Annotated in this window: 10 protein-coding genes; 8 read left to right on the top strand and 2 right to left on the bottom strand. The window is 64.8% G+C overall.

All coding sequences use genetic code 11. From position 1 onward, the window contains the following. Nucleotides 1-92 precede the first annotated feature (92 nt). The 3 genes from KAK11_RS03725 to KAK11_RS03715 all read left to right on the top strand — a co-directional run bounded on the left by KAK11_RS03725 (nucleotide 93) and on the right by KAK11_RS03715 (nucleotide 5,550). Entirely contained in the window at nucleotides 93-3,812 is a 3,720-nt protein-coding gene (locus KAK11_RS03725) for a glycosyltransferase (protein WP_210806264.1), read from the top strand. A 697-nt stretch (nucleotides 3,813-4,509) separates the two neighbouring features. Further along, nucleotides 4,510-4,800, top strand: coding sequence for a hypothetical protein (locus KAK11_RS03720; protein WP_210806262.1), 291 nt, complete (start codon nucleotides 4,510-4,512; stop codon nucleotides 4,798-4,800). A 243-nt stretch (nucleotides 4,801-5,043) separates the two neighbouring features. Next, nucleotides 5,044-5,550, top strand: coding sequence for a GFA family protein (locus tag KAK11_RS03715; RefSeq protein WP_210806260.1), 507 nt, complete (start codon nucleotides 5,044-5,046; stop codon nucleotides 5,548-5,550). 497 nt (nucleotides 5,551-6,047) lie between these two features. Here KAK11_RS03715 and KAK11_RS03710 read toward each other — a convergent pair whose 3' ends face one another. Continuing rightward, nucleotides 6,048-9,089 carry an L-glutamate gamma-semialdehyde dehydrogenase gene (locus KAK11_RS03710; RefSeq protein WP_210806258.1) on the bottom strand — a complete coding sequence of 1,014 codons (3,042 nt, stop codon included), beginning with the start codon at nucleotides 9,087-9,089 and terminating at the stop codon, nucleotides 6,048-6,050. Between the two features lie 96 nt (nucleotides 9,090-9,185). Here KAK11_RS03710 and KAK11_RS03705 point away from each other — a divergent pair, with 96 nt between their 5' ends. Next, a complete protein-coding gene (locus KAK11_RS03705; protein WP_210806256.1) occupies nucleotides 9,186-9,683 on the top strand; it encodes an Lrp/AsnC ligand binding domain-containing protein in 498 nt (165 codons plus the stop codon). 105 nt (nucleotides 9,684-9,788) lie between these two features. Next, nucleotides 9,789-10,019: a hypothetical protein gene (locus KAK11_RS03700; protein ID WP_210806254.1), complete on the top strand. Its 231-nt coding sequence runs from the start codon at nucleotides 9,789-9,791 to the stop codon at nucleotides 10,017-10,019. Here KAK11_RS03700 and KAK11_RS03695 read toward each other — a convergent pair. Next, entirely contained in the window at nucleotides 9,982-10,707 is a 726-nt protein-coding gene (locus KAK11_RS03695; protein ID WP_210806252.1) for a YggS family pyridoxal phosphate-dependent enzyme, read from the bottom strand. The two genes, KAK11_RS03700 and KAK11_RS03695, sit on opposite strands and share 38 nt — an antisense overlap. Before the next feature lie 82 nt (nucleotides 10,708-10,789). On the opposite strand from KAK11_RS03695, the gene KAK11_RS03690 reads away from it, so the two are divergent. Genes KAK11_RS03690 through KAK11_RS03680 form a run of 3 tightly spaced genes read left to right on the top strand, consistent with a single transcriptional unit; the run spans nucleotide 10,790 to nucleotide 13,661 of the window. Next, the gene (locus tag KAK11_RS03690; RefSeq protein ID WP_210806250.1) at nucleotides 10,790-11,833 is read left to right on the top strand and encodes a type IV pilus twitching motility protein PilT; all 1,044 of its coding nucleotides are present in this window, start codon (nucleotides 10,790-10,792) and stop codon (nucleotides 11,831-11,833) included. Nucleotides 11,834-11,847: 14 nt separating this feature from the next. Continuing rightward, nucleotides 11,848-12,507 (top strand): cyclic nucleotide-binding domain-containing protein, encoded by a 660-nt coding sequence (locus KAK11_RS03685; RefSeq protein WP_210806248.1) that lies wholly within the window; start codon nucleotides 11,848-11,850, stop codon nucleotides 12,505-12,507. Between the two features lie 17 nt (nucleotides 12,508-12,524). After that, entirely contained in the window at nucleotides 12,525-13,661 is a 1,137-nt protein-coding gene (locus tag KAK11_RS03680; protein ID WP_210806246.1) for a PilT/PilU family type 4a pilus ATPase, read from the top strand.

Genomic DNA, 13,661 nt, shown 5'->3' with positions numbered 1-13,661 from the left:
CGGTATTGTGCGCCGCATCAAATTCTTGTCCACCCCCCGAGGCCGCGCTTATGACTGAGAATCAGTCTCTTTTCTGAGCACTGTGAACCCGAATGCCGGACAACGTTGCGCCCTTGCCACCCACTCCCACCCATGCGGCACCGTCGGCCGCCCGAATGGCCTTGGAGCGCATTCAGGGCCTGACCTTGGTGGGCTGGGCGCTGGACCCGGCGGACTTTGGGCGCGAGCAGTTGGAGCTGCGCTGCGGCGCCACCACCTTGATGGTGCGAGTGCGACGGGTGCCGCGGGAGGACGTTTGCCAGGCACTGGGCGTCAAGGTAGAGCGCCCCGGCTTCGAGATGGACCTGCCGGAAGAGGTCTGGCCCGCATTGGCGCGGGGTGGCCAACTGCAGGTGCTGGTGAACAAAGCCGCCTTGCCCCACCCCAGCTTGCGACCCAGCATTCAGAGCGTGACGGAATGGCTGGCTCAGGTCGAAGCCCAGCCTGGCTCCATCCGGCGCACCAACCAAATCGCCAGTGCACAGGCTCACTTGGCGGTGGCCCGCCCGCTGCAAGCGGCCCTGGCTGAAGCGGAGGTGACTCAGCAAGCTCAGCAAGGCCATGTCGCCGGCCAGGTGGAATCCTGGCGCGGCTTGAGCCTGGTGGGCTGGGCCGCCGACAAGCCCCAACAGCGCGCCAGCATCCGCCTGCGGGTGGGCGAGCAGACCCTGGCCGCGCCTGTGCGCAGAGTGTCGCGTCAAGACGTGGCCCAGGCGCTGGGCTTCAGCGACGAGATGCTGGGCTTTGAGATTGAAGTCCCGGGCACACTGTGGCCCGAGCAGCCGGGCACCGAACAGCTCGACATTCTGGTGCTGGTCGACGGCGTGGCCTGTGGCGCACCGTGGCGACTAGAGCGCAGCCAGCTGGCCAATGCCCTGGCCGATGCGCTGGCCCTGAACGACGCCACCCAGCGCCAGCACCAGACCTTGCTGGCGATGGAGCACCTGGTGCGGGCCGACGCCCTGGAGACCTTGGACGACAGCCAGCGAGACGCCCTCTACGCCCAGGCCCAAGCCAGTGGCTTTGAGCCCTGGTTGCGCCAGCGCGGTGTGGTGGCCAAGCTGCCCAGCGCCGCGCTGCGCCGCCCCATGGCCATGGGCCCACGCGGCCGCATGGGCAAGTGGCTGAGCCGGCCCGAGCGAGCCGAGCGCGCGCTGAACATGCTGCTGGCGCTGAAGGGCAAGCCCGCCCTGAGGCGCGCCGCCGAGAACCTGGAGGTCTCGCTGACCCAAGCGCTGGGCTTGTTCGACCGCGCCTTGTACGACGAGCAAGTCCCGCCTGACGAGCGGCAGGGCCAAAGCGCCGTGCGCCACTATGTCCGCCATGGCGATGCCCTGTCTCTAGCGCCGAATGCGCTGTTTGATGCGCGCTATTACACCGGCCAGTTGCCGGGCCGCCTGCACCCTGGTGTGAACCGGCTGCTGCATTACGGGCTGGTCGGCCGCTTTCGGGGCCTGAACCCCTGCGCTTGGTTCCAGCCGCAGCATTACCTGCTGCGCAACCCCGATGTGGCCAGCACCAAGATCGAGCCCTGGCTGCATTACATGAACTGGGGCTGGCGCGAAGGGCGCACGCCCCACCCTGACATGGCCGAAGGCCACCTGGCCTGCCCGCCCCTGCTGCAGCGCCTGGCCCACGCCCAGCAGGCCCAACACCCCGACCCACGCGTGGATGACCTGCTGCGCCGCCTGCCGGTTTCTGCCGGGGTCGAAGGCCTGCGCCTGCCCTGGATGCCCCCGCTGACCCTCGGCGGGCGCAACTACCTGGACCTGGAGCGCTGGCGCACCCTCAAGCCGCCGGCCTCAGGCCGTGGCGCCGTCAACGTCATCGTGCCGGTGTATGCCGGCGTGCAAGAAACGCTGCGCTGTCTCTGGAGTGTGTTGGCCTCCCCCGTGGACACGCCGTTTGAGCTGCTGGTCATCGACGATTGCAGCCCCGACCCTGCGCTCAGCGCCATGCTGCGAGAGCTGGCCGCGCTGAAGCTGATCCGCCTGGTGCGCAACCCAAAGAACCAAGGCTTTGTGGCCACCGTCAACCTGGGCATGTCGCTGCAGTGGGAGTCGGACGTGGTGCTGCTGAACGCCGACACCCAAGTCTTCCCTGGCTGGCTGGACCGCCTGGTGGCCCACGGCGCAGCCCACCCCGAAGCGGCGTCCATCACCCCGCTGTCGAACAACGCCACCATCTGCAGCTACCCGCGCATGCCCCAGGGCCAAGAGGCGCCCGAGGACGCCGCCGAGCTGGACCGCCTAGCGGCCTTGGCCAACCGCGGCCAAGTGGTGACCGTCCCCACCGGCGTGGGTTTTTGCATGTGGATGCGCCGCAGTTGCATGGACGCCATCGGCCTGTTTGACACCGGCCGCTTTGGCCGCGGCTATGGCGAAGAGAACGACTGGTGCCAGCGCGCTCAAGCAGCCGGCTGGACGCATCTGATCGCCACCGATGTCTATGTGGTGCACCAAGGCGCGGTGTCCTTCTCGTCCGAGACGGCGGTGCGAGTGCGTGCCGCCATGGCCGTGCTGGCCGAGCGCTACCCTGACTACAGCCGCCAGGTGGACGACTGGATCGCCAAAGACCCGATGCGCGAGGCCCGTGCGCGCTTGGATGTGGCGCGCCTGCGCGAGGTGGTGGGCCACAAGATCGTGCTGATGATCAGCCACAACCGAGGCGGTGGCACCGCCCGGCACGAGCGCGAAGAAGCGCAACGCCTGCGCATCCGCCACGGCTTGGGCACGCTGTGGCTGCGCCCGTCTCGCCGCCCAGGCCGCCTGGCGCTGACCCTGCCCGGCCAAAACCCGCTGCCCAATCTGGAAGCGCTCTCCCCTCAACTGGACGGCGAGCTGGAGCGCTTGCTCGCTGCGTTTGAGCTGGCCGAGGTGCAACTGCATCATCTGGTGGACCTGCCCAGCACGCTGCGCGACAGCGTGGGTGCGTGGTGCCAGAAGCTCAAGGTGCCGCTGGTGATGATGGTGCACGACTACCACCTGATCTGCCCGCGCATCACCCTGAGCGACGCCAGTGGCCTGTATTGCGGCGAGCCCGACGCCACGGGCTGCGCACGCTGCCTGCACCGCGACGGCCTGGACAAAACCGTGGGCGCGATTGGCGACTGGCGTGCGGCCAGCCTGGCGCTGATGCAGCAAGCCAAGCAGGTGCGTGTGCCGGACATTGACGTGGCCCAGCGCCTGGCGCGGCATTACCCCACGCTGAAGATGATGCTCAAGCCGCATGAGACGCCACCGGCCGCGCCCACCGACACGTCCACGCCACCGGCCGTGCAGCATGTCTTGGTCATCGGCGGCCTGAACGAGCCCAAGGGCTATGAGGTGCTGCGCCAAGCCGCCGCCAGCCCCGAGGCCCGCAGCGCGGGCCTGCGCTTCACGCTCTTGGGCCACTCCATCAACGACGAAGCGCTGCGCCAAGCCGGCGTGACGGTGTTGGGCCGCTATGAAGAAGCCACACTGAACCAGCGCATTGAAGACCAGAACCCCGACCTGATCTGGCTGCCCTCCATCTGGCCCGAGACCTACAGCTATGTGCTGAGCGCCGCCATGGAGTCTGGCCGCCGCGTGGCCGCCTTCAAGATCGGTGCCCCCGCCCGCCGCCTGCGCGAGTGGGACCCCAGCGGCCGCTGGTTCACCCTGCTGCCGCTGGAACTGGCCCGCAACCCGGCGGGCGTGGTGGCGCTGCTGCAGGCGGTGCCGCCGCCGGTGGTGGTGGCTGCGGCCGCCGGGCCTTCGGTGGGTGGTGCGGCGGGTCATCTGGCGGGTTAGCGCTACTGGGGCGATGTCGCTCGGCCTGCTTTGGGTGGGCTGCCTTTGCGGTGGTTTGGGTTGCGGTTTGGCGTGAGGCCTTGCGTGCGTGGGCCTGGTGCGTGGGCCTGGTGCGTGCGCTGGCGCAGGCCGTGGCCCGGGGCTCATGTCCCGGTGGTCGGCTTGCGCCGACTTCCCTCGGTGCTCGGTCCAGGGCGTGCGCCGTCAAACTCCCTCCGCTCCCGGGCTTTGCCCGGTCGCTTTGGTCAAACAGTGACGGCGAGTATGTTCTTGAACCGCGTGAAACCACGCGCCACGCCCTTCCCCTGCGCGCCTCGGCACCTCAAAATCGCCCCGGGCCACGGCCTGCACCAGCGCAAGTCCATCGTCACTGGCCTGCGGTTGGAGGCGCTGTTGGGGTTGGTGTCTTGGCTGCCAAAGAGCCCGTGCTCGGTGAGGTTGGGTCGTACAAGCGAGGCTTGCTTGGGGCCAGAACTCTCAATCAAAATGGCCACAAGGGAGGATGCCGTCTTTGGTGGCCGAATGCGCTGAATGAAATTGCTGCAGACAGGGCGCAAGTTGTCGCCACGGAATGTCTTTTCAATCGACAGCCGCTTGGCGTTGCAGAGACAGGTATTGTTGTTATGCAGCAATTCTGTCGCCCCAGATCACGGTTGGGCATCAGCCTGACCTACTTGTTCTACTCGACGAGTGCTCAATGACGACGTGCTATGAATGCAAATATGTGGTCCGGGGCCACAGCGCCAGTCATGGTCATTTTGAGGAGCCTGGCATTGGGTCAATTCGTCGCTTTCCCGATCAGTGGTGGACCGAAGAGCAACTTGTTGAAGAATTCAAGAAGGGTGCGATCGATGCCTTCAACTCTGTCAACCAGCATCGTCGCAACCCGAAGTACAAAGGTGTGTCCAAGCTCGAAGTGACGGTCGGGCCGATCGAGACGATTGACGAAGACACTGCGCGTCCGCCGCAGCAACTCCCGTGCCAGTGAGGCGCGCAGATGCCCAACCCATCATTCAAATGGATCTGCGCCGGGTGATTCCTTTCAAGCGACAGTCCAGTTGCTGGTTCCAGAAGCTAAGCAATACTTTCCCGTCGGCGCCGAATTCACGGTTTGGGAGGGCGGCACAAAGGGAGTGGGTCTTGTTTTGCCTTGTGCTCTTTAACCTTTGGATTAAGTGGACTTGCAGTCCGCTGCGCTGGATGACCTGATGAAATCAAGCTTGAGTTGCATGTGAGACTTCCTACTACACCGCCGCCATGGCCGGGTGCTTGCCTTTGTGGGCAGGTGCAGTTTGAACTTATGGCACTGCCCATCACGTTCTATGCGTGTCACTGCACTGATTGCCAACGTCGAACAGGGGGCGCAATGCGCCTCGTCATGTGGGTCGATCTTTCGGCACTCCGGCTTACACGAGGTCAAGCAAAGCTCATCACATTTCAAATTTCGGAGCACAAGCAGAGGCGTGCCATGGCTTGTGCCGAGTGCGACACCAGGCTCTGGGCGTTACCGACCGATCGGCCAACCATGGCTGGGCTGTTCCCCGGCACACTGCACAACGCGCGAGAGTTCGAACCCGTTGCGCACCTCTGGACACGGAGTGCGCCTTCATGGGTTCAGATTCCTCCTGGTGCCATCGTTTACGAAACTCAGCCAAGTCGTCCGGGTGAATTGGCTAGGCTCTGGCAAGAAGCCATTCAAAATCATGCGTTCAACAATGAAACAGACCCGTCCGTCTAGCAGGCCAATTGCAGCGATTCGCCATCAGCCACTCACTTCTAGCGTTGTGAGTCATTAAATGTCGCGGGTCATTGCCCGACTGGCTTGCCAGAGACGCAAAACCGGTGAGCACCTCACCGTCACAGGACACGCCGTGCCACCCCTCCACCCGCCCTGGTGCGGGGTGGTCACCAGGGCGATATAAGAGGCGCTGAGGCGCGCAGGGCAAGGGCGTGGCGCGCGTAACCGCGCGCTTCAAAAACAACCTCGCCGGAAGGGTTTGACCATAGCGAGCCGCAGGCGAGCGGAGGGAGTTTGACGGCGCACGGCCTTGCCCGAGCACCGAAGGGAGTCGGCTTTAGCCGACCGCCTCTCCATGAGCCCTGGGGACTGCCCCGCGACAGGGCCAGGCAGTCCTCCACCGGTCAGCCTGAGAACCGCCAAGCCAGCTATAAGGCCGATCAAGCAACTCACCGAATAGCCAGCGACGCCCAAGCGCAATGACCTGAGCACCCCCCTCAATGCCCCCCCGCCAACAGCGTGGCATTGCCCCCCGCCGCTGCCGTATTGATGGTCACGGTTTGTTCGGCGCAGAAGCGGTAGAGGTAGTGCGGGCCACCGGCCTTGGGGCCGGTGCCGGAGAGGCCTTCGCCGCCGAAGGGTTGGACGCCGACGACGGCGCCGATCATGTTGCGGTTCACATAGACATTGCCGATGCGGGCCTGGTGGGCCAGGCGGGCGGCGCGGCTGTCGATGCGGGTTTGGATGCCGAAGGTCAGGCCATAGCCCAGGGCGTTGATCTCGCGCACCACGGCGTCCACGTCGCCGCTCCAACGCACCACGTGCAACACCGGGCCAAAAATCTCTTGGCGCAGGTCGCTGATGCGGGGCAGCTCAAAGGCGATGGGGGCCACCAAGCGCGGCACGGCGGCGCTGCCTGCGGACAGCGCGGTTTCGCCCAGCAGCTTGGCCTCGCGGCGCAGGCGCTCGACATGGCGGCTGATACCGGTGAAGGCCTCGTCGTCGATGACCGGGCCGACATCGGTGGCCAAAAGCGCCGGGTCGCCCACGCTCAGCTCGGCCATGGCGCCCTTGATCATCTCGATCACACCGTCGGCAATGCCCTCGTGCACGCACAGCAGGCGCAGCGCAGAGCAGCGCTGGCCGGCCGAGCGGAAGGCGCTTTGCACCACGGCGTCGACCACTTGCTCGGGCAGGGCCGTGCTGTCCACCAGCATGGCATTCAGGCCGCCGGTTTCAGCAATCAGCGGCACGATGGGGCCGTCTTTTTGGGCCAGGGCGCGGTTGATCAAACGCGCCACTTGGGTGGAGCCGGTGAAGCAGACACCAGCGGTGCGGGCGTCGGCCACCAAGCCTGCGCCCACGGTTTCACCAGGGCCATGCAGCAAGATCAAGGCGTCTTCGGGCACGCCGGCTTCGCGCAGCAGCTCGACCATGCGCTGGGCCACGGCCGGGGTTTGCTCGGCGGGCTTGGCGGCCACGGTGTTGCCCGTCACCAAAGCGGCCACCACTTGGCCGGCAAAGATGGCCAGCGGGAAGTTCCAGGGGCTGATGCAGACGAACACGCCGCGGCCATGCAGGCGCAAGGTGTTGCTCTCGCCGGTGGGGCCGGGCAAGGTTTGCTCGGCCAGGCGCTGTTCGGCTTGGTCGGCGTAGTAGCGGCAGAAGTCCACCGCCTCGCGCACTTCGGCCACGCAGTCGCCCAGGGTCTTGTGCGCCTCTTTGACCAGCAGGCCGCAGAACTCGGCCAAGCGGGCATCCAGCAGGTCACCGGCCTTGCGGATGATGGCGGCGCGCTCGGCCAAGGGACGGGCGCTCCAGGCCTCAAAGCCGGTGTGCAGCGTGCCCATGGCCAGCTCGATCTGAGCCGTGCTGGCCTCAGGCACCGGGGGCACATGGGTTTTGGCAATGGCCTCGTCCAGCGGGCGGCGCTGCACCAGGCAGGTCAAGTCAGCCCCGGTGGAGTTGCGGCGGCCCTCGCCATACAGTGCATGCGGCAGCGGGAAGGCCTCGATGTGCTCGCCCGCCACGCAGGCGTCCAGCGGGGAAGAGAGCAACTCGTCGGTGGGCACTTGCTCGTCGGCCAATTGGTGCACAAAGGAAGAATTGGCGCCGTTCTCCAGCAGGCGGCGCACCAAGTAGGCCAGCAAGTCGCGATGCTCGCCCACCGGGGCATAGACGCGGCAAGCCATGTGGCCGTCGGCCAGCACTTCGCGGTAGATGCCGTCACCCATGCCATGCAGGCGCTGCATCTCGTAGTCTTTGTCCGGCTCGGCGCCGGCCTGTGCGGCCATGCGGGTGATGGCCGAGATGGTGCCGGCGTTGTGGGTGGCGAACTGCGGGTAGATGACCTTGCGATGGCCGAGCAGCGCTTGGGCGCAGGCCAGGTAAGAGACATCGGTGTGCGGCTTGTGGGTGTAGACCGGATAGCCGGCCAAGCCCAGCTCTTGGGCGCGCTTGATCTCGCCGTCCCAGTAGGCGCCCTTGACCAAGCGAACCATGAAGCGCAAGCCGTGCTCGCGGGCAATGCGGGCGACTTCGTCGACCACGGCCAGCGCACGAGTCTGGTAGGCCTGCACGGCCAGGCCAAAGCCACGCCAGTGCGGGTAGCTGCGGCTGATGCGGGCGGCCAAGGCTTCGAACACGTCCAGCGACAGCTCCAGCCGGTCGACCTCTTCGGCGTCAATGGTGAGGTTGAGGTTGGCCGTGGCGGCCTGCTCGATCAGGCTCCAGACGCGGGGCAGCAGCTCGGCAAAGACGCGCTCGCGCTGGGCGTCTTCATAGCGCGAGAACAAGGCCGAGAGCTTGATGGAGATGCCATCGGCACCCTCTGGGCCGCGGGTGTGGGTGCCTTGCGCCACGGCAATCGTCTTGATGGCATTGGCATACGAGGCCAGATAGCGGCGGGCGTCGTCCTCGGTGCGGGCGCCTTCGCCCAGCATGTCATAGGAGAAGCGCAGATTGGACAGGGCTTTGCGCTGGCTGGCGGCCTCGCTCATGGCCTCGCCAATGGTGCGGCCCAGCACAAACTGACGGCCCAGCAGTTGGATGGCGCGCACGGTGGCAGCCACCACGGTGCGAGCGCCCAGGCGCTTCAGCAACCCCGCCTCTTCTTCGGCGCCGGGCAGGAACTTCTTGGACATGGCGATGGCGCTGGCGGACAAGCCGGCCCAGACCCCACCGTCGGTCTGGTCAAAGTCAGCCCGGCCCAACTGATCCGCCGTCAAGGCCACCGCGGTTTCGACATCCGGCACCCGCAGCAGGGCCTCGGCCAGGCGCATCAAGGCCAGGCCTTCGGCGCTGGAGATGGGGTACTCCTTGAGCAAGGACTCCATGGCCCAAAAGGGTGCCGGCTTCTCACGCACCGCCCGGATCCAGGGGCGGGCGTGCTCGATCACAGCACTCCACTCCGTCACCGCGCCGAGCCGCGCACGCGCCGCGGCCAAGGCCTGGGCCTCCGGCAGATAGGCAAAAGGCAGGCGCTGGTGAGGCGCTGGCACAGAAAAGGAGGCCGGAGCGGTTGCGGTGAGGGTGTTCATGGCAGTAGAAAACCTGACTGGTAAGAATTGCAGCTTAAAGCCACAATTACTGAAAAAGATTCGGAGTTTTATGGTCTTGACGGAGTTTTCCCCGGTATGAAAGTGCCTTTAGACCTTTCAGATGCAGAGCGCGGTCTCGACAAAATCGACCTGCGCATCTTGCGCGTCCTCCAAAAAGACGGGCGCATCAGCAACCTCAAACTGGCTGAGGAGGTGCATCTCTCGCCCACGGCTGTGCTGGAGCGCGTCAAGCGCCTGACCCGGGAGAACTACATCCTGGGCTATGAGGCCAAGCTCAACCCCAATAAGCTGGGCGCGGGGCTGATGGTGTTTGTCGAGGTGCTGCTCGACCGCACCGTGCATGACGTGATGGACAGCTTCCGCGCCGCCGTGCAGGTGCGGCCGGAGATCCTGGAGTGCCACCTGGTGGCGGGAGGCTTTGACTACCTGCTCAAGACCCGTGTCTCTGACATGAGCGCTTACCGCTCCTTTGTGGGGGATGTGATCTGGTCACTGCCCGGTGTGCGGGAGACCCGCACTTATGCAGTGATGGAAGAGGTCAAAAACACCACGACGCTGAGCCTGGGGGCCTGAGCCGCGCCTCCCCCTCCTCCTGATGCCCCCCAAAGGGTGCGGTAGTTTCCCGCTCCCCCAAGTGGCCCCCCGCTGGGGCGATGGGCAAGGCTGAGGTGGGCCGCCATGATGCGGCCTCCCCCACCCGAGGAGACCGTCGTGCAACACCCCGCACCCCAGTCCGCCAGTTCCACCACCTTGTCACCGGCCCTACAAGCGGCCTTCTTGGCGGGTGAGCTCAATGACCAAGACTTTCTGCCCATCGCCTGGCCTGAGCTGTTCAAGGGTGTGGCGTGGCTGACCGAGCCCACGCAGGAGTTCATGCAAGGGGTGTTTGTGTCGGAGATGGTGTCTTGAGGGGGCGGCTGCCAAATATGGCGGTGCCCACCCGAACCAGCGTGGCGCCTTCCAGCACTGCGGCTTCCAGGTCATGGCTCATGCCCATGGACAGAGTATCGAGTGCCAGCCCTTGAGCCCGCAGTTGCGCCCACAAAGCGGCCAAGGCCCGGTGCGGCTCGCGCTGGGCGGCCAAGCCCTCGGCCGGCGCAGGCACGGCCATCAAGCCGCGCAGGTGCAGCCGGGGTAAGGCCGCCACAGCCTGCGCTACGGCCGGCAGTTCTGCCGCAGAGAGCCCACTTTTGCTCGATTCGCCGCTGATATTGACCTGCAAGCAGACTTGCAAAGGCGGCAAATGGTCCGGGCGCTGCTCGCTCAGGCGCTGAGCAATCTTGAGCCGGTCGACCGAGTGGACCCAGTCGAAGTGCTCGGCCACGACCCTTGTCTTGTTGGACTGCAGTGGGCCGATCAGGTGCCAACTGAGGTGTGGCCGCAAGTCGACCAGCGCGGCCATCTTCTCGACCGCCTCTTGCACATAGTTCTCGCCAAAGGCCCGCTGGCCTGCCGCATAGGCTTGGCGCACCGCATCAGCCGGGCAAGTCTTGCTCACCGCCAACACAGTGACATCCTTGGCAGACCGTTGCGCTTGCTCACAGGCACGCTGCACACGGAGGCTCAAGTCTTGAAGGTTCTCGGCGATACTGAACATGATGGTGGGAGGATAAACCAGGGGCTGGCTTGGCCCCTGACCTGCCGATTCCCTGAGCCACTTTTTGCGGGCATTCGCATCCATGGACATCACCCAACTGCTGGCCTTTTCTGTCAAGAACAAGGCGTCTGACCTTCACCTGTCTGCCGGTTTGCCACCCATGATTCGCGTGCACGGGGATGTGCGCCGCATCAATGTCGACCCGCTGTCGCACAAAGAGGTGCACGCGATGGTCTACGACATCATGAATGACAGCCAGCGCAAGCACTATGAAGACACGCTGGAGTGCGACTTCAGCTTTGAAGTGCAAGGCTTGGCCCGCTTCCGGGTGAATGCCTATCACCAGAACCGCGGCTCGGGCGCCGTGTTCCGGACCATTCCGTCCAAGATCCAAACCCTGACTCAGCTGAACTGCCCGGCCGTCTTTGCCGACTTGGCACTCAAGCCGCGTGGCTTGGTGCTGGTGACCGGGCCGACGGGCTCCGGCAAGTCCACCACGCTGGCGGCCATGGTGGACCACCTCAACGAGAGCCACTACGGCCACATCCTGACGCTGGAAGACCCGATCGAATTTGTGCACGAGTCCAAGAAGTGCTTGGTCAACCAGCGCGAAGTCGGCCCTCACACACTGAGCTTCTCCAACGCCCTGCGCGCCGCGCTGCGTGAAGACCCGGACGCCATCTTGGTGGGTGAGTTGCGCGACCTGGAAACCATCCGCCTGGCACTGACGGCTGCCGAAACCGGCCACTTAGTGTTCGGCACGCTGCACACCTCCTCGGCCGCCAAAACCATTGACCGTATCGTCGACGTGTTCCCCGCGGCTGAAAAAGACATGGTGCGCGCGATGTTGTCGGAGTCGCTGGTCGCGGTGATCTCGCAATCGCTGTGCAAGACCAAGGACGGTAACGGCCGTGTGGCCGCCCACGAGATCATGCTGGGCACGCCGGCCATCCGCAACCTGATCCGCGAGAACAAGGTTGCGCAGATGTACTCGGCCATCCAAACCGGCCAGAGCATGGGCATGCAAACCCTGGATCAGGCCTTGGCCGATCTGGTACGCCGCAATATCATCGCCGCAGCCGAGGCTCGCACGCGGGCCAAATCGCCAGAAATGTTCCCTGGCTAAACCTCACCTTGAGCATGTGGCAATTCATTTCGCGTCTGTGGAGCAGCAAGCCTCAAAAGCCCGTGTTCCAGCTCAGCACCTCTGCGGACTCGGGCTATTACGCCACCCAGTTCGTCGACCACCAAGCCACTGACACCCGGCTGTTTGTGCGCTGGAGCCACCGCGCGCCAGACCTGCAAGCCTCGCCGGTGGCACAAGCCACGGGCACGCAGTTGCTGGTGCGCCTGCTGGTGCAAGACCCGGCCATGCTCAGCCTGGGCGTCGAGTGGCTGCATGCCATGGGCAACTACTTTGATTACGCCCGGGTCGAGGCCGGCAAGCGCTTGTTTGCTCAAGACGAGCAAGGCGATTTCATCTTGCTGGTGCTCGATGGCAGCGTGGCCGAAGACCGGCTGCAGCCCTCAGGCCACAAGGTCCGCTTGGGTGAAATGCGTGGCGGCGATGTGCTGGGCGAGTTCTCCATGCTGGATGGCGGCACGCGCCTGGGCACGTGTGTGGCCTTGACGCCGGTGACGGTGGCCGTGCTGTCCAGCCACAGCCTGAGCCGATTGCTGGCTGAGGAGCCCCGTTTAGGGGCCGAATTGGCGCTCTGGCTGGGCAAACGCTTGTCGCTGCGCCTGCGGCAGATCAGCGCCCGCTTGTCGGTGCAATTGGTTCGTGCAGACACGCACTGAGCCTCAAGGGAGTTTTCATGGAACGCGATCAGGCCTCGAAATTCGTCAGCGATTTGCTGCGCTTATTGGTCACCCGCAGTGGCTCAGACTTGTTCTTGACCGCTGACTTTCCGCCGGCCATCAAGGTCGACGGCAAGGTCACCAAGGTCTCGCCACAGCCGCTCTCGGGCGCCCACACCGTGGCCTTGGCACGCGCCTTGATGAACGACCGCCAAGCCGCAGACTTCGAGCGCACCAAGGAATGCAACTTCGCCATCTCGCCCCAAGGCATTGGCCGCTTCCGCGTCAGCGCTTTCATGCAGCAAGGCCATGTCGGCCTGGTGCTGCGGACGATTCCCTCGCAATTGCCCACCATTGACGACTTGGGCCTGCCCAAGATCCTCAAAGATGTAGCCATGACCAAGCGTGGCTTGGTGATCGTGGTGGGCGCCACGGGCTCGGGCAAAAGCACCTCGCTGGCGGCCATGGTGGACTGGCGCAATGAAAATGCTTTTGACCACATCATCACCGTGGAAGACCCGGTGGAGTTTGTGCACCCCCACAAGAACTGCGTGGTGACCCAACGCGAAATCGGCGTGGACACCGACGACTGGCAAGTGGCGCTGAAGAACTCGCTGCGCCAAGCGCCTGATGTGATTTTGATGGGCGAAATCCGCGATCGCGAGACCATGGAGCTGGCCATCAACTTCGCCGAGACCGGCCACCTGTGCATGGCTACCTTGCACGCCAACAGTGCCAACCAAGCGCTGGATCGCATCATCAACTTCTTCCCCGATGACCGCCGCGCGCAGATGTTGATGGACTTGTCACTCAACCTGAAAGGCATGATCTCGCAACGCCTTCTGCCACGCCAAGAAGGCAAGGGCCGCATTGCGGCGGTGGAGATCATGCTCAACACGCCCTTGATGTCGGACCTGGTCTTCAAGGGCGAAGTCTCTGAGATCAAAGACCTGATGAAGCGCTCGCGCGAGCAGGGCATGCAGACTTTTGACCAGTCGCTGTTCGACCTCTACGAAGCCCATGCCGTGGCGTATGAGGACGTGCTGCGCAATGCCGACTCCGTCAACGACCTGCGCCTGAACATCAAGCTCAACAGCAAGCGCGCCCGCGTGACCGATTTGGCCGCCGGCACCGAACACCTCACCATCGTTTAA

This window comes from Ideonella paludis, from assembly GCF_018069865.1.
Taxonomy (GTDB): Bacteria; Pseudomonadota; Gammaproteobacteria; order Burkholderiales; family Burkholderiaceae_C; genus Ideonella; species Ideonella paludis.
Note: the sequence above shows the minus strand (reverse complement) of the source record. Positions and strands in the feature narration are given on the sequence as shown.